This window comes from Pseudomonas sp. RSB 5.4, assembly GCF_037126175.1.
GTDB classification, from domain to species: domain Bacteria; phylum Pseudomonadota; class Gammaproteobacteria; order Pseudomonadales; family Pseudomonadaceae; genus Aquipseudomonas; species Aquipseudomonas fluorescens_H.
This window is the reverse complement of the sequence record NZ_CP146986.1, coordinates 5,700,262-5,720,893: the sequence shown is the minus strand read 5'-3', so window position 1 is coordinate 5,720,893 and position 20,632 is coordinate 5,700,262. Positions and strand designations below refer to the sequence as shown.

Sequence of the window (20,632 nt, the reverse complement as noted above, 5' to 3'; positions counted from 1 at the left end):
CTGCTCGCGAAGAGGCCGTGTCAGGCAACGTATTGGCCGAATGACACACCGCCTTCGCGAGCAAGCCCGCTCCCACAGGGGATCAGCCTATTTCCCAATATTGCGAGCCACTGGAGATTTACATGAGCCAGGCAGATTTCATCATCATCGGCGGCGGGATTGCCGGCGCTTCCACCGGGTTCTGGCTGTCGCCCCACGCCAAAGTGATCGTGCTCGAACGTGAATCGCATCCGGCCTACCACTCCACCGGGCGCTCTGCCGCGTTGTACTCCGCGGCCTACGGCACGCCGCAGGTGCGAGCATTGACGCTGGCCAGCCGTGAGTTTTTCGACCATCCGCCGAGCGGCTTCTGCGAGCATCCATTGCTCACGCCGCGCGGTGAAATGACCGTGGATTTCAGCGGTGATGCCGCCGAGCTGCACAACCAGTACCTCAGCGCCAAGGCCACGGTGCCGGAGATGCAACTGCTCAGCGCCGACGAAGCCTGCGCCCGTCTGCCGATTTTGCGTCGGGAAAAAGTCCACGGCGCGATCTACGATCCGACCGCCACCGACATCGACACCGACGCGGTACATCAGGGTTACCTGCGCGGTATCCGCCGCAACAACGGCGAAGTGCACACCGATTGCGAGGTGCTGGGCCTGACACGTGACGCCGATGGCCTCTGGCAGGTGCAAACCAACGGCCAGACCTTCAGCGCTCCAGTCATCATCAACGCCGCCGGCGCGTGGGCCGACAAGATTGGCGCACTGGCTGGCGCGCAAGCGCTGGGCCTGCAACCTAAACGCCGCGCGGCGTTCATTTTCGCCGGCCCCGAGGGCGTGGACATTCATCACTGGCCGATGCTGGTCAGCCTCGACGAATCGTTCTACATGAAGCCCGACGCCGGGATGTTCCTCGGCTCGCCAGCCAACGCCGACCCGGTCGAACCGCATGACGTGCAGCCGGAAGAACTGGACATCGCCATGGGCATCTACCAGATCGAAGAAGCCACGACCCTGACCATCCGCCGTCCGACCCGCACCTGGGCCGGACTGCGCAGCTTCGTCGCCGACGGCGATCTGCTCAGCGGTTTCGATCCTCAGGTACCGGGGTTGTTCTGGGTCGCGGCTCAGGGCGGTTACGGCATCCAGACTTCACCGGCCATGGGCCAGGCCAGTGCGGCATTGGTGCGTGGGCAGGCGTTGCCGGAGCATCTGCGTCAGTTCGGCCTGAGCAGCGCCATGCTCTCCCCCTCACGGCTGCGCTGAAGGCCCCTGCGGATGACGCGCCCAACGGATTGCGGCACACTCGCAGCGCCCCCCGTGCACGGGGGCGCTGACGCCGCCTGGAGCTCCACAATCATGACCGCCCCCGAATTCGATCCGGCCCTGGATAACTTCCGTGCAATCGCCGACGCCATCGCCACGCTGTTCTTTCCCCACGCCGAAGTGGTGCTGCACGACCTGCGCACGCAGAAGGTCGATTACATCGCCAACAACCTGTCCAAGCGCGAGATCGGTGACGATTCGTCGCTTGAAGACATGCTCAGCGAGGAGGTCAGCGAGCGCAACATCGGCCCGTACGAAAAGCTCAATTGGGACGGCCAGAAGATTCGCAGCCTGAGCACCGTGCTGCGCGACCGCGACGAGCGGCCGCTGGCGGTGCTGTGCATCAATCTGAATATTTCGCTGTTCGAAAATGCCAAGGCTGCGCTGGACCTGTTCCTGTCGCCAAGCAAACTGATCCCGCAGCCGGATTCACTGTTCCGCGATGACTGGCAGGAACGCATCAACACCTTCCTCCACGCCTGGCTGCGCGAGCGGCAACTGAGCCTGAATCTGCTGACCCGCGATCACAAGCGCGAACTGGTGCTGGCCCTGCACGCCGAGGGCGCGTTCAAGGGCAAGAGTGCCTCGAACTATGTGGCCAATGTGCTGAACATGGGGCGGGCGACGGTGTACAAGCATTTGAAGGAATTGAAGGGCTAGAGATTTTCATCGGTAGTTCCGGCCTCTTCGCGAGCAAGCTCGCTCCCACAGGGATTTGTGAATGCCATAAATCTAATGTGGGAGCGAGCTTGCTCGCGAAAGCGGTAGATCAGTCGCCGTAGATGTCGGACTTGAAATACTTCTGGGAAATCTTCTGATACTCGCCACTCGCACGAATCCCGTCGATGGCCGTGTTCAACTCGCTGACCAACTCGGTATTGCCCTTGCGCACCGCGATCCCCGCGCCCTCGCCCACGTACTTCGGATCCTTCAGCTCCGGCCCGACAAACGCATAACCCTTGCCGCGCGGCATCGACAGGAAATCATTCAACGGAATGGTGTCGGCGAAAATCGCATCGAGCCGCCCGGCCGCCAGGTCCATGTAGATTTCTTCGTTATTGCCGTAGCGTTTGACGTTGATGCCCTTGGGCTCAAACACCTCGGTGGCATAACGGTCGGTGGTGGTGGCGCGCTGCACACCGACGGTCTTGCCCTTGAGGCTGGCGTACTGATCGTCGACCGTGGCGCCGTCCTTCATCACCAGTCGCGAGGAAGTGAAGTAGTACTTGTGGGTGAAATCCACCGACTTCTTGCGGTCATCGTTGATGGTCATCGACGATAGCGCCATATCGATTTTCTTCACTTTCAGCGAAGGAATCAGACCATCGAACTCACCCTCGACCCACACACACTTGACCTTCATCTGCGCGCACAGGGCGTTGCCGATGTCGTAGTCGAAACCGACGATCTCGCCTTTGTCGGTCTTCGAGGCGAACGGTGGATAAGCGGCTTCGATACCGATGCGCAAGGTTTTCTCGGCGGCAAACGAGCTGGTGCACGCCAACAGGCTCAGGGCCAGACCGGTGATCAGGGGGAGTTTCTTCATGTTCGTTTTCTCGCGGGTTGTTGTTGGTTTGGCAAGACAGAAGAAAAAGCTGAAACGGTTTTTTGTACTTGTAAATCCATACTGGACTTTAACGTACACATCGTCAATCAGGCAGCAGAGATTGATCCGCCTCGCTATCCGATGCGGTGTCATTCAGTCTGGGGCGATGCTGATGGCCTCTTCGCGAGCAAGCCCGCTCCCACATTGGAAATGAGTTCTCCTGTGGGAGCGGGCTTGCTCGCGAAGACGGACTTGAAGGCGCTATAAAAACTACTTCTTCCAGCGATCCGCAGCGGCATGATCACTGTCACGCCCTTCCACCCAGCGCGGGCCATCGCTGGTGGTTTCTTTCTTCCAGAACGGCGCGCGGGTTTTCAGGTAGTCCATGACAAAGGCACAGGCGTCGAACGCCGCCTGGCGATGGGCACTGGCCGCACCGACAAACACGATCGGCTCGCCCGGCTCCAGCGCGCCGATGCGGTGTAGCACTTCGAGCTTCAGCAGCGGCCAACGCTGTTCGGCCTCGACGGCGATCTTGCCAAGGGCTTTTTCGGTCATGCCCGGATAGTGTTCGAGGAACATCCCGGCCACATCCAGCCCGTCATTGAAGTCGCGCACATAGCCGACAAAACTCACCACCGCGCCGACACCGACATTCGCCGCGTGCATCGCGTTGACTTCAGCGCCGGGATCGAACGCCGTGGACTGCACCCGAATCGCCATGCCTCAGCCTCCGGTCACAGTGGGGAAAAACGCCACTTCGTCACCGTCGCTCACCGGCTCGTCGAGCTGACACAGGTCTTCGTTGCGTGCGCACATCAGGTTCTGTTCGCTCAACACTTCGGCGCCCTCGCGTTGCGCGAGCAGCGCACGCACATCGTCGACAGTGGCGAAATCGCCTTCGACCGCGACCGAGTCCACACCCAGCGCTTCACGGTAACGGGCAAAGAATTTAACCGTCAGCTTCATGGCTGCTCCGCCTGAAAATGCCCGCTCTTGCCGCCGACCTTCTCCAGCAGACGCACGCTTTCGATGACCATGCCGCGGTCCACCGCTTTGCACATGTCGTAAATGGTCAGCGCGGCGACGCTGGCAGCGGTCAGCGCTTCCATCTCGACGCCGGTCTGCCCGGACAGTTTGCAGCGGGCGACGATGCGCACGCTGTCGTCACCTTCAGCGCTGAGTTCGACCTTGACCCCGGTCAGCATCAGCGGATGGCACAACGGGATCAGATCGCTGGTTTTCTTCGCTGCCTGAATGCCGGCAATGCGCGCCACGGCAAACACGTCGCCCTTGGGATGGCCGCCGCTGACGATCATCTGCAGGGTTTCAGGGAGCATGCGCACCAGCGCCTGGGCGGTCGCCTCACGGAACGTCACGGCTTTTTCGGTGACGTCGACCATGTTGGCGCGACCTTGGGAATCGAGATGAGTCAGCACGGGATTACTCCTGATCAGGAGCCGGGATTGTAAACCTGCGGGTCAATTTTCCGCATCACTGATTATGAATCCACCACTATCCCCTGTGGGAGCGGGCTTGCTCGCGAAAGCGGTGTATCAGGCACACATTTGGTGGCTGACACACCGCTTTCGCGAGCAAGCCCGCTCCCACATTGGGTGATGTGTTCATCCATAAAAAACGGGCGGCTGTCAGGCCGCCCGTTTTCTGGTGGAGGGTTACAAATGCGATTCGGCGTATTCGGCCAGAATCGAGCGTGGCACCCCTTGCAGGGTGATGTGCACACCGTTGGGGAAATCCTTGAAGCGTTCGGTCAAGTAAGTCAGCCCGGAGCTGGTCGCGGACAGGTAAGGGGTGTCGATCTGTGCCAGGTTGCCCAGGCACACCACTTTGGAACCGGCGCCGGCCCGGGTGATGATGGTTTTCATCTGGTGCGGCGTGAGGTTCTGACATTCGTCGATCAGGATCAGGCTCTGCTGGAAGCTGCGACCGCGAATGTAGTTGAGCGATTTGAACTGCAACGGCACTTTGCTGAGGATGTAGTCGACGCTGCCATGGGTGTTTTCGTCATCCATGTGCAAGGCTTCGAGGTTGTCGGTGATGGCGCCCAGCCAAGGCTCCATTTTTTCCGCTTCGGTGCCCGGCAGGAAGCCGATTTCCTGGTCCAGGCCCTGCACGCTGCGGGTTGCGATGATCCGGCGATAGCGCTTGCTGACCATGGTCTGCTCGATGGCCGCGGCCAGCGCCAGGATGGTTTTACCGGAACCGGCGGCGCCCGACAGGTTGACCAGGTGAATGTCCGGATCCAGCAACGCATACAGCGCCAGGCTCTGGTAGATGTCACGTGGCTTGAGGCCCCAGGCTTCCTGATGCAGCAGCGGTTCCTGGTGCAGGTCGAGGATCAGCAGCCTGTCTTCCTGGATTTCCTTGATCCAGCCGACAAAGCCTTGTTCGTCAATGATGAACTCGTTGATGTGCACCGCCGGCAGGTTGTCGATCAGCTGTACCTGATGCCAGGTGCGGCCGTGATCCTGACGGGTTTCGACCTTGCTCACGCGGTCCCAGAAGGAGCCGGTCATGTTGTGGTAGCCGTTGGGCAGCAGGGACACGTCATCGACCAGTTGGTCGGTGCTGTAGTCCTCGGCCGCGATCCCGCAGGCGCGCGCCTTGAGGCGCATGTTGATGTCTTTGGTGACCAGCACCACGGCCTTCTTCGGATCACGGGTGTGCAGGTCGATCAGTTGGTTGATGATTTTGTTGTCGTTCAGATGCTCCGGCAGAATCAGGTTCGACTCGGCCTGTTTGCTCATCAGAATTGACAGCAAGCCCTTCGGCCCGCCCTTGCCGCGCTGAATCGGCACACCCAGCTCGACGTCCTCGGGGGAGGCATCGCCCAGGGTCTTGTCGATCAGCCGGATCGCCTGGCGGCATTCGGCAGCAACGCTGTGATGACCGCTCTTGAGCTTGTCCAGCTCTTCGAGCACGGTCATCGGGATCGCGACGTGGTGTTCTTCGAAATTCAGCAGGGCATTTGGATCGTGAATCAATACGTTGGTATCGAGTACATAAAGGATTGGCTGGTTGGAAGAAGGGCTACGTCCGTGATCATCCATACTCGGTCACCTTTGTGGGAGCCATTCGACGCAATACCTGGGCGGTGCTGCGCCTCGAAGTGACTGCCGAACTCATCCACGAGGGCCTGGATGAACTGCACACAAAAGGAGTCTTGGAAGACGCCACCTGTGTTGCAGGTTTCGGCGGTCTGTCTTCGTAATACTCCAAAACCCATGACATAAAAAAGCACTTTGACGGTTTTTTTAAGTTTATTTTGCAGAGTGACGAAAAGCCCTTGGCGGACTGTCCAGACCCCGCTAAAGTCGGAAGTCCGCCTGCATCGAATTCTCTAGAAAAATCGCCCCAAGCCCAATGTTTCCGGGCTTTTTCCGTTTGTCAGCGAAACCCGTCCTGACAGTCCTCAAAGCCGATGCCGCTTTGCGCAGTTTGCGTGATCAGCCACGGCAACGCGGTCTTAACCGCATCCTGTTTCATGTTGAAATTGATCACCCCGTGACGCCACAGCAGCATCAGGGTCAGCACCCGCTGCGCGCTCGGCGCGCCCTTGAGCTTGCCTGCACCGTCCTGGGCATCGATGTCCCACAGCGCCACTTGCAGGCCCTGATTGCGGAAGAAGCTGCCAGCATCACTGCGGCGCTGACCTTCCGGTGGACGGAACAGCGGTACGTAATTCTCCGGCAACTTGTTCTTTACCAGATCGCTGCTGCGGCGCACCGAGTCCTGCCAGTCCTGCCAGTGGCTGTGGGAGCGGAACTCCCAGCCCTGAACACCGACGCATTGCTTCGAGAACTCCGACTGCAGGTTGCTCACCGAGCGATCGGCCAGCCGCGCCTGCACATCCTTACCCAACAGGAAGAACGTGCCGCTGAGGTTGGATTTGCGCAGGTAGTCGGCGATCCAGTCGGTGTTATCCGGCTGCAGATTGGCGGCGCTGTCGAAACTCAGCAGAAACAGCCGATCGTGCATCTCGTCGCCGTTGCGCTCGTAGTCGCCGAAGTGATCGACTTCGCTGCTGGTCTGCGGCGACAGCGCGGCCTTGCGCATCAGCTCGTCCAGGTACTGCAGATGAAACAAGCGGCTCGGCTCGGCCCACTTGGTGTAATAGCTGTCATCGCTGACCACAAACTTGGCGGCCTGCTCGCGCAGGGTCGGCAGGTCTTCGACGAGGAAGCAGAACGAGGCGTCCTGATCGCAGCTCTGCTGGGCGAAGTTGTAGTTGGCCAACAGACGTTCCCAGAGCCGCTGACGCAGGCTGCTGATCGCGTCGACATTGACCGTACGCAGCCCCAGACGCTGGGCCAGCGCGGCCTCGTCCAGCGCTTCGGTGCCGAGCAGGCCACGGGCGAACATGAGGATTTCCGCGCGCGAAGCAACGTCGAACAGCGTCGGGCTGCTCAGTTGCTCCGGCCAGGTGCTGCGATCCAGCGTCGCCACATCACCCGGTGCCGCCATGGCCCCGAAGCTCAACAGCCACGCGGTGAATAAAAGAACAATGCGCAAAGGGGTGTCTCCATAACCAAACCCGCGCGGCACTATAGCTGATCCCGCGCGATTCCCCTCAGCCACTCCGACTCCCTGTGGGAGGGGGCTTGCTCCCGAATGCGGTGTGTCATTCAGCAGATATGGCGACTGACACGGCCTCTTCGGGAGCAAGCCCCCTCCCACAGGGAAATGTGGCGAGCCGTCGATCACCTATGGGCTTGATAGCTGGAGTCAACTCGGCCAACCCCCTAGAATCGCCCCCACGATTAAAGGAGACGACTTCATGCTGATGGTGATTTCCCCCGCCAAGACCCTCGATTACGAAACACCGCCGGCGACCCAGCGCTTCACCCAGCCGCAATACCTCGACCACTCCCAGGAGCTGATCCAGCAACTGCGCGAACTGAGTCCGGCACAGATCAGCGAACTGATGCACGTGTCCGACAAGATCGGCGGCCTGAATGCCGCGCGTTTCGGCAGCTGGACGCCCGCCTTCACCCCGGAAAACGCCAAGCAGGCCCTGCTCGCGTTCAAGGGTGACGTGTACACCGGCCTCGATGCGCAATCGTTCAGCGAAGCCCAGTTCGACTATGCGCAAAAGCATCTGCGCATGCTCTCCGGCCTCTATGGCCTGTTGCGTCCGCTGGATTTGATGCAACCGTATCGTCTGGAAATGGGCACCAAACTGGCCAACGCCCGTGGCAAGGATCTGTACGCGTTCTGGGGCACGCGCATCAGCGAATGGCTCAACGAAGCGCTGGCCGAACAAGGCGACAACGTGCTGCTGAACCTGGCGTCCAACGAGTACTTCTCGGCAGTCAAGCGCAGTGCCCTGAACACGCGGATCATCAATACCGAGTTCAAGGATCTGAAGAACGGCCAGTACAAGATCATCAGCTTCTACGCGAAAAAGGCCCGTGGCCTGATGAGCCGTTTCGTGATTCAGGAACAGATCAACGATCCGGCCGCCCTGAAACAGTTCGATGTGCAGGGTTATCGCTACAGCGCCGAGCAGTCGAAACCGGACAATCTGGTGTTTCTGCGCGACCACGCTCGGGAATAAAGCATGCCCATTGCACGACTCTTTCTATAAAGAGTCGTGCAGCTCGCACGACGTCAAAAATCCCTCGCCACATTTCGCCGTTTTATTGGCGCCATAAAATCGTTCCCTCCAATTCTAATTTTAGTTTCACTCGACAGCCGCTCTTTTTTTCAGTAGTGGCACGTAAATTTTTTTACGGTAGTGGCACAAAACTATCTAGCTCGATTACGCACCGATTAACAAAGGCCCAAATCGAAAGTGCTATCAAATTGAGACCAGTGCCATCTTTGGCAATATTTCAAAAAATTTCAGATTTCGCGATGAGTGGGTAGGAACTATGTCCAAATGCATAGCTCATACCACCGGTAACGATTCTCACCGAGTTTGTACGAGATAACTTACGCAGAGCGGAGAACCATGTAACCAAGTTGTCACAGCAACTTGCCTAGATGGTTCACTCATCTGATCAACTAACGATGGATAGGTGAAACGCACCATAAACATCCTCTACACGGCCAAGGCTGCGCCCCTGTAAACGTGCTCGCCTGAGCACCCAACCGCTTGATCTACGGGCCTTACGCCCGACATCAGGTGGACTAGACACATGCACAAGCATCTTCCGAAAAGAAGATCAGCTGCATAACAGGGCAAGTCATAACAACTAAGGCCTAGTTGCGCACATCTTGAGTGCACTTATTTAGACACTCGGAACTTAGTATGCCTGCACACGGCATTGTGGCGCCTGTATGCCGCACTTTCGAGTGCACTATGACCGCTGAACACCATTAACTCCGGCCATCTAATGGCTTGATAAAACACAGAGGTAATTGCGATGCGCATCAGCATATTTGGTTTGGGTTACGTTGGCGCAGTGTGTGCCGGTTGCCTGTCTGCACGGGGCCACGACGTGGTTGGCGTCGATGTTGCCAAAGACAAGATCGACATGATCAACGCCGGCAAATCGCCGATTGTTGAACCGGGTCTGGGCGAACTGCTGGCGCAAGGTATCGAGACCGGTCGTCTGCGCGGTACGACCAACTTCGCCGAGGCGATTCGTGACACCGACCTGTCGATGATCTGCGTCGGTACGCCGAGCAAGAAGAACGGCGACCTGGAACTGAACTACATCGAAGCGGTATGCCGCGAGATCGGTTTCGTGCTGCGGGAAAAAACCACCCGCCACACCATCGTGGTGCGCAGCACCGTGCTGCCGGGCACCGTCGCCAACGTGGTGATCCCGATCCTCGAAGACTGCTCGGGCAAAAAGGCCGGCGTCGACTTCGGCGTGGCGGTCAACCCGGAGTTCCTGCGTGAATCCACCGCGATCAAGGACTACGACCTGCCACCGATGACCGTCATCGGCGAGTTCGACAAAGCCTCGGGCGACGTTCTGCAATCGCTGTACGAAGAACTCGACGCGCCGATCATCCGCAAGGACATCGCTGTCGCCGAAATGATCAAGTACACCTGCAACGTCTGGCACGCGACCAAGGTCACCTTCGCCAACGAGATCGGCAACATCGCCAAAGCGGTTGGCGTCGATGGTCGTGAAGTGATGGACGTGGTCTGCCAGGACAAGACCCTCAACCTGTCCCAGTACTACATGCGCCCGGGCTTCGCCTTCGGCGGCTCGTGCCTGCCCAAAGACGTGCGCGCCCTGACCTACCGTGCCGGTTCGCTGGACGTCGAAGCGCCGCTGCTCAACTCGCTGATGCGCAGCAACGAATCGCAAGTGCAGAACGCCTTCGACATCGTTGAAAGCCACGACAAACGCAAAGTCGCCCTGCTCGGCCTGAGCTTCAAGGCCGGTACCGACGACCTGCGCGAAAGTCCGCTGGTGGAACTGGCCGAGATGCTGATCGGCAAGGGCTACGACCTGAGCATCTACGACAGCAACGTCGAGTACGCCCGTGTTCACGGCGCGAACAAGGACTACATCGAGTCGAAGATCCCGCACGTGTCGTCCCTGCTCAACTCGGACTTCGATTCGGTGATCGACAACTCCGACGTGATCATCCTCGGCAACCGCGACGAGAAATTCCGCGCACTGGCTCAGGAAGCGCCGCAAGGCAAACAGGTCATCGACCTGGTCGGCTTCATGGCCAAAGCCACCAACGCCGGTACTCGCACCGAAGGTATCTGCTGGTAAGTCAGCCTTCCGGCCGGGGGATTTGAACCTCCGGCCGGTTCTTCGCCTGCCTTAACCCCATCGGGCCACCCGACAGGCTCGCCCGAGATAGAGACGGATGCAGATTATGCACAGGCTAAAGCACGGCCTACTTCAGGCCGCCGGTTGGCTGTTTTACCTCAGTTTGTTGTTGGGCCTGGCCTTGATGCTGCCCACGTCCACATTCGACTCCGAGTCGAAGGACTTCATTTTCCTGATTGGCGCCGTGGGTATCTGGCGCTACTCGATGGGTGCAACGCATTTTGTGCGCGGCATGATTTTTCTCTACATCGTTTACCCGCACCTGCGCCGCAAAGTGCGCAAGCTGGGTAAAGCGGCGGACCCGTCGCATGTGTTTCTGATGGTCACCAGTTTCCGTATCGACGCGCTGACCACCGCGCAGGTCTACAGCTCGGTGATCCGCGAAGCCATCGACTGCGAACTGCCGACCACCGTGGTCTGCTCGATCGTCGAAATGTCCGATGAGCTGCTGGTGAAAGCGCTGTGGGCGCGGATGAATCCGCCAGAGCGCGTGAAGCTCGACTTCGTGCGTATCCCCGGCACCGGCAAACGTGATGGCCTGGCCTACGGTTTCCGCGCGATCTCCCGTCACCTGCCAGACGACCGCGCCGTCGTGGCGGTGATCGACGGCGACACCGTGCTCGGCGAAGGCACCGTGCGCAAGACCGTGCCGTGGTTCCAGCTGTTCGGCAACGTCGGTGGCCTGACCACCAACGAATTCTGCGAAGTACGTGGCGGCTACATCATGAGCGAATGGCACAAGCTGCGTTTCGCCCAGCGTCACATCAACATGTGCTCGATGGCCCTGTCCAAGCGCGTACTGACCATGACCGGGCGCATGTCGGTGTTCCGCGCCACCGTGGTCACCGATCCGGAGTTCATCGCCGACGTCGAAAGCGACTCGCTGCAACACTGGCGCCTGGGCCGTTTCAAATTTCTCACCGGCGACGACAAGTCGAGCTGGTTCAGCCTGATGCGCCTGGGTTACGACACCTTTTACGTGCCGGACGCCGCGATCAACACCGTTGAGCACCCGCCGGAAAAGAGCTTCATCAAGGCCAGCCGCAAACTGATGTTCCGCTGGTACGGCAACAACCTGCGCCAGAACTCGCGAGCACTGGGCCTGGGTGTAAAACGCCTCGGCGCCTTCACCTCGGTGGTGCTGTTCGATCAGCGCGTATCGATGTGGACGTCGTTGCTGGGCCTGACCGTGGCGATCATTGCCAGCTTCAAGTACGGCGGCGCATTCATCCTCGCCTACCTGCTGTGGATCGGCATCACCCGGCTGATTCTGACTCTGTTGCTGTCGTGCTCCGGTCACCGGATCGGCCCGGCTTACCCGGCGATTCTCTATTACAACCAGATCGTCGGTGCGCTGGTGAAGATCTACGTGTTCTTCCGCCTCGACCAGCAATCCTGGACGCGCCAACCCACTTCCCTGACCCGTGATCTCGCCAGCTTTCAACGTTGGTTCAACACCTGGTCGTCTCGGACCATGACCTTCTCCGCCGGCAGCATTTTCGTCGCCGTGCTGCTGATGATGGTCTGACCGCCCCCTTATTGAATTAACAAGGAAATCGCCCCTATGAATACCGCCGTCAACGCCAACGTAGTGCATGAATCCGAAGCCCAGCGTCAGCACGCCCGCGTAAAAATCCCGGCCAAACTGCGCTTTTTCGGCCACGACCGGACGCCGCTCGAAGCGCGGGTCCTCGACCTGTCCGCCGGTGGCCTGGCGTTCAACGCCGGGCAGATGCCGCTGACCGTCGGTGAGGTGCATAAGGCACGCCTGCAATTCGTCATCGACAACCTCGGCCTGGCCATGGACGTCGAGCTGCAGATCCGCTCCTACGACCGCCAGACCGGTCGCGCCGGTTGCCAGTTCCAGAACCTTGAGCCGCAGGACATTTCCACTCTGCGCCACCTGATCACTTCGCACCTGGCCGGCGACATCGTCAGCATGGGTGAAGTGCTGGCGACCCTGCAGCGCGACAACTTCACCAAGGCGCGCAAGGTCAAGGACGGCGGCAGCGGCATGACCCCGTTCGGGCGTCTGAAAGCCGTGACCTTCAGCGCCGGCATCTTCGCCATCGGCCTGGTGGCGTTCGGTTTCGTCTTCAAGTCGGTGTACGGCATGTACTTCGTCAGCCACGCGCAAGCAGGTCTGGTCAGCGTGCCGGGAATGAACATCACCATGCCGCGTGACGGCACCGTGCAGAGCCTGGTCAAGTCCGACGGCGTCGCCGCCAAAGGCGCCCCGCTGGCGACCTTCAGCACCAGCATGCTCGACGTGCTCAAGGGCCATCTGGACGAAGACCAGTTGCAACCGGCCAAAGTTGAAGAACTGTTCGGCAAGCAGATGACCGGCACCCTGACTTCGCCGTGCGATTGCACCGTGGCCCAGCAACTGGTGGCGGACGGTCAGTACGCGAGCAAGGGCGATGTGATCTTCACCCTGGTGCCGCGCAACACCCAGGCCACCGTCGATGCACGCTTCTCCTATCGCCAGTTCGGCGACGTGCGCCCGGGTACGCCTGTGAGCTTCCAGATCGCCGGCGAAGACCAGACCCGCACCGGCAAGATCGTCAGCAGCACCAGCCTGAAAAGCGCCGACCTGTCCTCCGACATCCGCGTGCAGATCCAGCCGGACGAACCGCTGGACAGCAGCTTCGCCGGCCGCCCGGTGGAAGTGAACAGCGACCGTGGCCCGAACCTGAACTGGCTGATCGACAAAGCCATGGCTGCCGGTCTTTAAGTCGAGGACATGCCTGTGACGATTCCTACTCTTTTGAAAACGCCGCAGCCCATGTGGGAGCGGGCTTGCTCGCGAATGCGGTTCAACATTCAAAATCAGTGTGGGCTGACACACCGCCTTCGCGAGCAAGCCCGCTCCCACATGGGGCCACTGTGCGCAGTTGCATTGGCCGTCAGTCTGGCCGGTTGCGCCGGCCTGCCCGACCAGCGTCTGGCCAACGAAGCGCTCAAGCGTGGCGACACCGCCACTGCCGCGCAGAACTACCGCGCACTGGCAGATCTGGGTTACAGCGAGGCGCAAGTCGGCCTCGCCGATATCCAGGTCGACAGCCGCGACCCCGAGCAGATCAAGCAGGCCGAGGCGACCTATCGTGCCGCCGCCGACGTGTCGCCACGGGCCCAGGCCCGTCTCGGTCGCCTGCTGGTGGCCAAACCGGGCTCCACCGAAGCCGAGCACCACGAAGCCGAAAGCCTGCTGAAAAAAGCAGGTGCCAATGGCGAAGGCAATACGTTGATCCCGCTGGCGATGCTCTACCTGCAATACCCGCACAGCTTCCCAAATATCAACGCGCAGCAGCAGATCGATCAGTGGCGCAAATCCGGTTACCCGGAAGCGGGTCTGGCGCAGGTGCTGCTGTATCGCACCCAGGGCACTTACGACCAGCACCTGGATGACGTAGAAAAGATCTGCAAAGCCGCGCTCAACACCACCGACATCTGCTACGTCGAACTGGCCACGGTTTATCAGAAACGTGCCCAACCGGAGCAACAGGCTGAGCTGATCAAACAGATGCAGGCCGGTTACCGCCGTGGCAGCGTCAGCGCGCAGCGCGTCGATTCGGTGGCCCGCGTGCTGGCGGATTCGACCCTCGGCAAGACCGACGAGAAGACCGCGCAGTCGCTGCTTGAGCCAATCGCACCAGGCTACCCGGCATCGTGGGTGACCCTCGCGCAGCTGCTCTACGACTTCCCGGAACTGGGCGATGTCGATCAGATGATGCAGTACCTCGACAACGGCCGCGCCGCCGATCAGCCGCGCGCCGAACTGTTGCTTGGCAAGCTCTACTATGAAGGCAAACTGGTGCCGGCCGACGCGAAAGTCGCCGAAGAACACTTCCAGAAAGCCGTCGGCCGCGAAGTCGCCGCCGACTACTACCTCGGCCAGATCTATCGCCGTGGTTACCTGGGCAAGGTCTATCCGCAGAAGGCTCTCGACCACCTGCTGACCGCGGCGCGCAACGGCCAGAACAGCGCCGATTTCGCCATCGCCCAACTGTTTTCCCAAGGCAAAGGCACCAAACCCGACCCGCTCAACGCCTATGTCTTCAGCCAATTGGCCAAGGCGCAGAACACCCCGCAAGCCGATGAACTGGCGACCACCCTCGCAGCGCAATTGCCGCCCGAGCGTCTGGCCGAAGCCCAGCGCCTGCTGCAACAGGAACAGGCCAGCCGTGGTGCCCTGAACCAGAACACGCTGCAACTGCACGCCCTGCAAGAAGAAGACGGCGAGGAAGCCCTATGAAGTTGAATCCCTTTGTGAAGGCCGGCATTGGCCTCACGTTCGCGCTGATCTGGTCTTGCCCGACACTGGCGGCGATCACTGAAACCAAGAACTTCGGCCTGGAAGTGAAAATCACCGGTCAGTCCGAAGACGACCGCGACCTCGGCACCGCACCCGGTGGCGACGTCAACGGTGTGGGCCTGGACCTGCGTCCATGGATCTACGGCGAAAGCGGCGCGTGGAGCGCCTACGCCATGGGTCAGGCCGTGACCTCGACCGACATCATCGAAACCGACACCCTGCAGCAAGCCGACGGTGCCGAAACCACCGACAACAGTGATCGCAAGACCAAGAAGAACTACCTGGCGATGCGCGAATTCTGGGTCGGCTACAGCGGACTGACGCCGTACCCCGGCGAGATGCTCAAGCTCGGTCGCCAGCGCCTGCGCAATGACGACGGCCAATGGCGTGACACCAACATCGAAGCGGTGAACTGGACCTTCGACACCACCCTGTTGCGCGCCAACGTCGGTGTCGCCGAACGCTTCAGCGAATACCGCACCGACCTCAAAGAGCTGGCGCCAAAAGACAAGGATCGCCTGCACGCCTACGCCGATGCCGCCTACCAGTGGACCCCGGGCAACTGGGTCGGCATTCGCGGCCACCACACCCACGATGACGGCAAGCTCGATTACGCCGAACCGGGCGTACCCCGCGACACCCTCGACAAAACCCAGAACGGCGACATCAGCTGGCTCGGCCTGACCGCCGACAGCGACGCCTACAACTGGCGCAACACCAACACCGTCAACTACTGGGGCAGCATCACCGGCATGAGCGGCGACCTCGATTCGGTCAACCCGCTGAACGCCGATGGCAGCCGTCCGGCGCAAGCCAAGCGCAGTGATGACATCAACGGCTGGGCCACCGACCTTGGCGTGCGTCTGCGCCTCGATCCGCAGTGGCAGGTCGGTGCGGCCTACGCCCGCGCCAGCGCCGATTACCAACAGAACGGTCTGGAAAGCAACCGCTCCAACTACACCGGTACCCGCTCGCGGGTGCACCGTTTCGGCGAAGCGTTCCGTGGCGAAATGAACAACATGCAGACCGCGACCCTGTTCGGTTCGTGGATGCTCAACGACCAGTACGACGCCAGCCTGATCTACCACAAGTTCTGGCGCGTGGACGGCAACAAGCCGGTGGGCAGCAACGGCATCAACGCCGTGGAAAACAACACCGACGACGTCACCGGCGCGATCCTCTCCAGTACCTCGCTGCCGCTGCAGGATGGCAACAAGGACCTGGGTCAGGAAATGGACCTGGTGGTGACCAAATACTTCAAGCAGGGCCTGTTGCCGGCGGCGTTGAGCCAGTCGATCGACGAGCCTTCGGCGCTGGTGCGTTTCCGTGGCGGCGTGTTCAAGCCCGGTGATGCCTATGGCAGCCAGGTCGATTCGTACATGCACCGCGCGTTCATCGACGTGATCTGGCGCTTCTGATGCAAACCGCCAAGGGAGTGCCCGACATGCACCATGCAAGGAAAGGCTCGCTCAGCCTGTTGGCCGGCGCCATGCTGCTGGCCTCCGCTGGCGCGTTCGCCACGGTGGAACCGGCCAAGCCTGTGACCACCGCCAAAGAGCTGCAACAAGCCAAGACCTACACCGTCAGCAGCGCGCCGACCGAGGCGCTGGAACTGGCCAAGCCGACACTGCCCGACCTGTCCGGCTTCACCGCCGAGGCGGCTGCCGCGAAGATCAATCGGAGCAAACCGGGCAAGATCAGCGTGCGCCGGATGATGCAGGAAGACGCCCTGAAGGACTTCATCGGCGGCGACAACAAGATGGCCGAGTGGGTGGTGCGTCAGCACGGCATCCCGCAGGCGATCTTCGTTGACGACGGCTACCTGAACCTCAAGGATCTGGCGCAGAAGCTGCCCAAGCAGTACTTCAGCGAGACCGCGCCGGGCGTGTACCTGGCGAAGCTGCCGATCGTGGTCGGCCGCAAAGGCATCCTTGAAATCGATGGCCAGACCCAGGAACTGCGCCTGTCGCAAGAGGCCGGTTCGTTCCTGGTCAACGACGGTCAGTTGTTCGTGCGTGACACCAAAGTCACCGGCTGGCGCGAGAAGGACAACGGCCCGGCGACCTTCCGTTCGCCGAAGGAATTCCGTCCGTTCCTGCTGGCCTGGGGCGGCACCGAGACCTACATCGTCAACAGCAAGATGGCCAGTTTCGGCTACGCCAACAGTAAGTCGTACGGGGTGAGTATTTCCCAGTACACGCCGAACATGGCCAAGGTGCTCAAGCGTCCCGAGCCGACCGGCTGGATCGTCGGCTCCGAGTTCTCCGACATGTGGTACGGCTTCTACTGCTACGAGACCCGCGACTTCGTGGTCAAGGGCAACACCTACAAGGACAACATCGTCTACGGCATCGACCCGCACGACCGTTCCCACGGTCTGATCATTGCCGAGAACACCGTCCACGGCACGAAGAAGAAGCACGGCATCATCATTTCCCGTGAAGTGAACGACAGCTTCATCTTCAACAACAAGAGCTACGACAACCACCTCTCGGGCCTGGTGATCGACCGTAACAGCGTCAACAACATCATCGCCTACAACGAGATCTACAAGAACCACACGGACGGCATCACCCTCTACGAGTCCGCCGACAACCTGCTGTGGGGCAACAAGGTCATCAGCAACAAGCGTCACGGCATCCGCATTCGTAACAGCGTGAACATCCGCCTCTACGAAAACGTCGCCATGGCCAACGGTCTGACCGGCGTCTACGGCCACATCAAGGACCTGACCGACACCGACCGTGACATCAAGCTCGACCCGTTCGACGCGCAAGTCTCGCTGATCGTGGTCGGCGGTGAACTGGCGGCCAACGGCAGCGGCCCGATGGCCATCGACTCGCCATTGAGCGTCGAGCTGTATCGCGTATCGATGCTGGCGCCGACCAAATCCAGCGGCATCAGCTTCAACGGCATCCTCGGCGAGCGCCAGGATGAAATTCTCGACCTGCTGGTGCGCCAGCAGAAAGCCGTGCTGATCGACCCTGTCGAACGCCAGACCGAAATGCGGGACTGAGGATAATTTTATGCACCCACACTTGATCAAATTACTCAGCCTGTCGGCCCTGACCGTGGGCATTCTGGCGGCCAGCAATGCGGCTCGTGCAGACGAGACCGCAGCACCGAAGTTCACCGCCGAACCGTGCTGCAACCTGTGCCCGGCCGCGCATGACGCGAAGAACTACACCACGCGTTATCAGCAGAACTTCACCACGCTGGTGCAGGCGCAGGGCGACTGGTTGTTCCGTACGCAGGAAGATTTGCGCACCGAGTTCAACACCACCCCGGCCGGCTACAAGCGCCTGCAACAGCTGCACGACGCGTTCAAGGCCAAAGGCGTCGAACTGGTGATCGTCTATCAGCCGACCCGTGGCCTGGTGAACCGCAACAAGCTCAACCCGCAGGAAAAAGCCGCGTTCGATTACGAGAAAGCGCTGGGCAACTACAAGACCATGCTCGGGCGTTTCGCGCAGATGGGTTACGTGGTGCCGGACCTGTCGCCGCTGACCAACGAATCGCTGCCGGACACCCTGCCCGCCCACGATTTCTACTTCCGCGGCGACCAGCACTGGACGCCATACGGCGCTCAGCGCACAGCGAAAATCGTCGCCGAGAAGGTCAAGCAGATCCCGGCCTTCGCCGACATTCCCAAGCGTGAATTCGAGACCAAGCGTACCGGGCGCATGGGCAAGACCGGCACCCTGCACAACATGGCCGGGCAACTGTGCGGCACCAGTTACGCGATCCAGTACATGGACCAGTTCACCACCGAGCCGAAAGGCGAGGCCGGTGACGGCGACCTGTTCGGTGATTCCGGCAACCCGCAAATTACCTTGGTCGGGACCTCACACAGCGGCAAGAACTACAACTTCGCCGGCTTCCTCGAAGAGGCCATTGGCGCCGACATTCTCAACGTCGCCTTCCCCGGCGGCGGTCTCGAAGGTTCGATGCTGCAGTACCTCGGTAGCGACGAATTCCAGAAGACGCCGCCGAAGATTCTGATCTGGGAATTCTCGCCGCTGTACCGCCTCGACCAGGAGACCATCTACCGCCAGATGATGTCGCTGCTCGATAACGGCTGCGAAGGCAAAGACACGCAAATGTCCGCCAGCACCACGCTCAAGCCCGGCGGCAAACAGGAACTGCTGGTCAACAGCAAGAACCTGAACCTGCAGAACAGCAGTCATCAGGTCGACATCCGCTTCGCCGACACCTCGGTGAAAACCCTGCAAGCCACCCTCTGGTACATGAACGGTCGCCACGAGGACATCAAGATCGAGAAACCGGAAACCTCCGACACCGACGGTCGTTTCGCCTTTGAGCTGCGCACGGACGAAGACTGGGCCTCGCAAAATCTGCTGGCAGTCGAAGTTCAGGGCCCGGAAGCGGGTACCGCGCCGCAAAAAGTCGAAGCGAAAATCTGCAAACGCAACGTATTCCCGGGCGCTGGGCCACAAACCGCTCAGGTCGGGCAATGAGGTCTGCTATGCGAAATCGAACGATCAAACACTTGCTTGCACCATCCCTCCTGACCCTGGCGATGTTCGCCGGGGCCACTCAGGCCGCCGCGCCACTGCGTCCGCCGCAGGGCTACTTCGCCCCTGTGGATAAATTCAAGAGCGGCGACAAGAGCGAAGGCTGCGACGCGATGCCCGCGCCGTACACCGGGCCGCTGCAATTTCGCAGCAAATACGAAGGCTCGGACAAGGCCCGCGCAACGCTGAATGTGCAGTCGGAAAAAGCCTTCCGCGACACCACCAAGGACATCACCACCCTGGAGCGCGGCACCGCCAAACGGGTGATGCAGTTCATGCGCGACGGTCGTCCGGAACAGCTCGACTGCACCCTCAACTGGTTGACTGCGTGGGCCAAGGCCGATGCGCTGATGTCGAAAGACTTCAACCACACCGGCAAGTCGATGCGCAAATGGGCGCTGGGCAGCATGGCCTCTTCGTACATTCGCCTGAAGTTCTCCGACTCGCATCCACTGGCCGAACATCAGCAAGAGGCGCAGTTGATCGAGGCGTGGTTCAGCAAGATGGCCGATCAGGTGGTCAGCGATTGGGACAACCTGCCGCTGGAAAAAACCAACAACCACTCGTACTGGGCGGCCTGGTCGGTGATGGCGACTTCGATCGCCACCAACCGTCGCGACCTGTTTGATTGGGCAGTGAAGGAATACAAGGTCGGGGTCAATCAGGTCGATGCCGACGGCTTCCTGCCCAACGAACTCAAGCGCCAGCAACGTGCCCTCGCCTATCACAACTACGCCCTGCCGCCACTGGCGATGATCGCCAGCTTCGCTCAGGTCAACGGGGTCGATCTGCGCCAGGAAAACAACAGCGCGCTCAAGCGTCTGGGTGATCGGGTGCTGGCCGGGGTGAAAGACCCGGACCAGTTCGAGAAGAAGAACGGCAAAGAGCAGGACATGACCGACTTGAAAGAGGACATGAAATTCGCCTGGCTCGAACCGTTCTGCACCCTCTACACCTGCCCGCCGGATGTGATCGAGAAGAAGCACGGCATGCAACCGTTCAAGACCTTCCGCCTCGGCGGCGACCTGACCAAGGTCTACGACCCGTCGCATGAGAAGGGCTAAAAGCCCCTCACCCTAACCCTCTCCCGGAGGGAGAGGGGACTGACCGAGGTGTTTTTGAGAAATCCGCCGACCTGATACATCGAGTCGATCTCAGGT

At 60.4% G+C, this 20,632-nt stretch carries 17 protein-coding genes; 11 read left to right on the top strand and 6 right to left on the bottom strand.

Annotation, left to right across the window (positions count from 1 at the left end):
* Positions 1-122 precede the first annotated feature (122 nt).
* Together V9L13_RS25700 and V9L13_RS25695 are read left to right on the top strand one after the other, a co-directional pair.
* Positions 123-1,250, top strand: a complete 1,128-nt coding sequence (locus V9L13_RS25700; RefSeq protein ID WP_003221885.1) for an FAD-binding oxidoreductase — start codon at positions 123-125, stop codon at positions 1,248-1,250.
* 93 nt (positions 1,251-1,343) lie between these two features.
* Positions 1,344-1,970 (top strand): transcriptional regulator, encoded by a 627-nt coding sequence (locus V9L13_RS25695; protein WP_003221883.1) that lies wholly within the window; start codon positions 1,344-1,346, stop codon positions 1,968-1,970.
* 109 nt (positions 1,971-2,079) lie between these two features.
* Here the strand turns inward: V9L13_RS25695 and V9L13_RS25690 are convergent, their stop codons facing one another.
* The 6 genes from V9L13_RS25690 to V9L13_RS25665 form a co-directional block, all read right to left on the bottom strand.
* Positions 2,080-2,856, bottom strand: coding sequence for an ABC transporter substrate-binding protein (locus V9L13_RS25690; protein WP_338800869.1), 777 nt, complete (start codon positions 2,854-2,856; stop codon positions 2,080-2,082).
* Positions 2,857-3,126: 270 nt separating this feature from the next.
* Complete coding sequence (moaE, locus tag V9L13_RS25685; RefSeq protein WP_103484926.1) at positions 3,127-3,579, bottom strand: molybdopterin synthase catalytic subunit MoaE; 453 nt, start codon at positions 3,577-3,579, stop codon at positions 3,127-3,129.
* Positions 3,580-3,582: 3 nt separating this feature from the next.
* Entirely contained in the window at positions 3,583-3,825 is a 243-nt protein-coding gene (gene moaD, locus V9L13_RS25680; RefSeq protein ID WP_338800868.1) for a molybdopterin converting factor subunit 1, read from the bottom strand.
* Positions 3,822-4,295: a cyclic pyranopterin monophosphate synthase MoaC gene (gene moaC, locus V9L13_RS25675; protein ID WP_095138249.1), complete on the bottom strand. Its 474-nt coding sequence runs from the start codon at positions 4,293-4,295 to the stop codon at positions 3,822-3,824. Before moaC ends, moaD begins: the two co-directional genes overlap by 4 nt.
* A gap of 237 nt (positions 4,296-4,532) precedes the next feature.
* Complete coding sequence (locus tag V9L13_RS25670) at positions 4,533-5,927, bottom strand: PhoH family protein (protein WP_003221872.1); 1,395 nt, start codon at positions 5,925-5,927, stop codon at positions 4,533-4,535.
* Positions 5,928-6,264: 337 nt separating this feature from the next.
* Complete coding sequence (locus V9L13_RS25665) at positions 6,265-7,389, bottom strand: polysaccharide deacetylase family protein (RefSeq protein ID WP_103521387.1); 1,125 nt, start codon at positions 7,387-7,389, stop codon at positions 6,265-6,267.
* A gap of 265 nt (positions 7,390-7,654) precedes the next feature.
* On the opposite strand from V9L13_RS25665, the gene yaaA reads away from it, so the two are divergent.
* The 9 genes from yaaA to V9L13_RS25620 all read left to right on the top strand — a co-directional run bounded on the left by yaaA (position 7,655) and on the right by V9L13_RS25620 (position 20,536).
* Complete coding sequence (gene yaaA, locus V9L13_RS25660) at positions 7,655-8,434, top strand: peroxide stress protein YaaA (protein WP_338800867.1); 780 nt, start codon at positions 7,655-7,657, stop codon at positions 8,432-8,434.
* An 811-nt stretch (positions 8,435-9,245) separates the two neighbouring features.
* Complete coding sequence (locus V9L13_RS25655; protein WP_003221866.1) at positions 9,246-10,562, top strand: UDP-glucose/GDP-mannose dehydrogenase family protein; 1,317 nt, start codon at positions 9,246-9,248, stop codon at positions 10,560-10,562.
* 103 nt (positions 10,563-10,665) lie between these two features.
* A complete protein-coding gene (alg8, locus tag V9L13_RS25650) occupies positions 10,666-12,150 on the top strand; it encodes a mannuronan synthase (protein ID WP_177434733.1) in 1,485 nt (494 codons plus the stop codon).
* A gap of 36 nt (positions 12,151-12,186) precedes the next feature.
* The gene (locus V9L13_RS25645; protein WP_003221862.1) at positions 12,187-13,356 is read left to right on the top strand and encodes an alginate biosynthesis protein Alg44; all 1,170 of its coding nucleotides are present in this window, start codon (positions 12,187-12,189) and stop codon (positions 13,354-13,356) included.
* 15 nt (positions 13,357-13,371) lie between these two features.
* A complete protein-coding gene (gene algK / locus V9L13_RS25640) occupies positions 13,372-14,877 on the top strand; it encodes an alginate biosynthesis TPR repeat lipoprotein AlgK (protein ID WP_338800866.1) in 1,506 nt (501 codons plus the stop codon).
* A complete protein-coding gene (locus V9L13_RS25635; RefSeq protein ID WP_338800865.1) occupies positions 14,874-16,355 on the top strand; it encodes an alginate export family protein in 1,482 nt (493 codons plus the stop codon). The genes algK and V9L13_RS25635 overlap by 4 nt, the downstream gene beginning before the upstream one ends.
* A 26-nt stretch (positions 16,356-16,381) precedes the next feature.
* Entirely contained in the window at positions 16,382-17,953 is a 1,572-nt protein-coding gene (gene algG / locus V9L13_RS25630; protein ID WP_338800864.1) for a mannuronan 5-epimerase AlgG, read from the top strand.
* Positions 17,954-17,963: 10 nt separating this feature from the next.
* The gene (locus V9L13_RS25625; protein ID WP_003221844.1) at positions 17,964-19,415 is read left to right on the top strand and encodes an alginate O-acetyltransferase; all 1,452 of its coding nucleotides are present in this window, start codon (positions 17,964-17,966) and stop codon (positions 19,413-19,415) included.
* Between the two features lie 8 nt (positions 19,416-19,423).
* A complete protein-coding gene (locus tag V9L13_RS25620; RefSeq protein ID WP_338800862.1) occupies positions 19,424-20,536 on the top strand; it encodes a mannuronate-specific alginate lyase in 1,113 nt (370 codons plus the stop codon).
* The last annotated feature ends 96 nt before the right edge of the window (positions 20,537-20,632 follow it).

Bases quoted from the DNA above. Each gene is read 5' to 3' on its own strand.
- V9L13_RS25700 (WP_003221885.1), top strand. From the start codon at position 123: ATGAGCCAGGCAGATTTCATCATCATCGGCGGCGGGATTGCCGGCGCT.
- V9L13_RS25670 (WP_003221872.1), bottom strand. From the start codon at position 5,927: ATGGATGATCACGGACGTAGCCCTTCTTCCAACCAGCCAATCCTTTAT.
- V9L13_RS25690 (WP_338800869.1), bottom strand. From the start codon at position 2,856: ATGAAGAAACTCCCCCTGATCACCGGTCTGGCCCTGAGCCTGTTGGCG.
- V9L13_RS25625 (WP_003221844.1), top strand. From the start codon at position 17,964: ATGCACCCACACTTGATCAAATTACTCAGCCTGTCGGCCCTGACCGTG.
- yaaA (WP_338800867.1), top strand. From the start codon at position 7,655: ATGCTGATGGTGATTTCCCCCGCCAAGACCCTCGATTACGAAACACCG.
- moaD (WP_338800868.1), bottom strand. From the start codon at position 3,825: ATGAAGCTGACGGTTAAATTCTTTGCCCGTTACCGTGAAGCGCTGGGT.
- V9L13_RS25655 (WP_003221866.1), top strand. From the start codon at position 9,246: ATGCGCATCAGCATATTTGGTTTGGGTTACGTTGGCGCAGTGTGTGCC.
- V9L13_RS25645 (WP_003221862.1), top strand. From the start codon at position 12,187: ATGAATACCGCCGTCAACGCCAACGTAGTGCATGAATCCGAAGCCCAG.
- moaE (WP_103484926.1), bottom strand. From the start codon at position 3,579: ATGGCGATTCGGGTGCAGTCCACGGCGTTCGATCCCGGCGCTGAAGTC.
- V9L13_RS25695 (WP_003221883.1), top strand. From the start codon at position 1,344: ATGACCGCCCCCGAATTCGATCCGGCCCTGGATAACTTCCGTGCAATC.
- V9L13_RS25620 (WP_338800862.1), top strand. From the start codon at position 19,424: ATGCGAAATCGAACGATCAAACACTTGCTTGCACCATCCCTCCTGACC.
- algG (WP_338800864.1), top strand. From the start codon at position 16,382: ATGCACCATGCAAGGAAAGGCTCGCTCAGCCTGTTGGCCGGCGCCATG.
- V9L13_RS25635 (WP_338800865.1), top strand. From the start codon at position 14,874: ATGAAGTTGAATCCCTTTGTGAAGGCCGGCATTGGCCTCACGTTCGCG.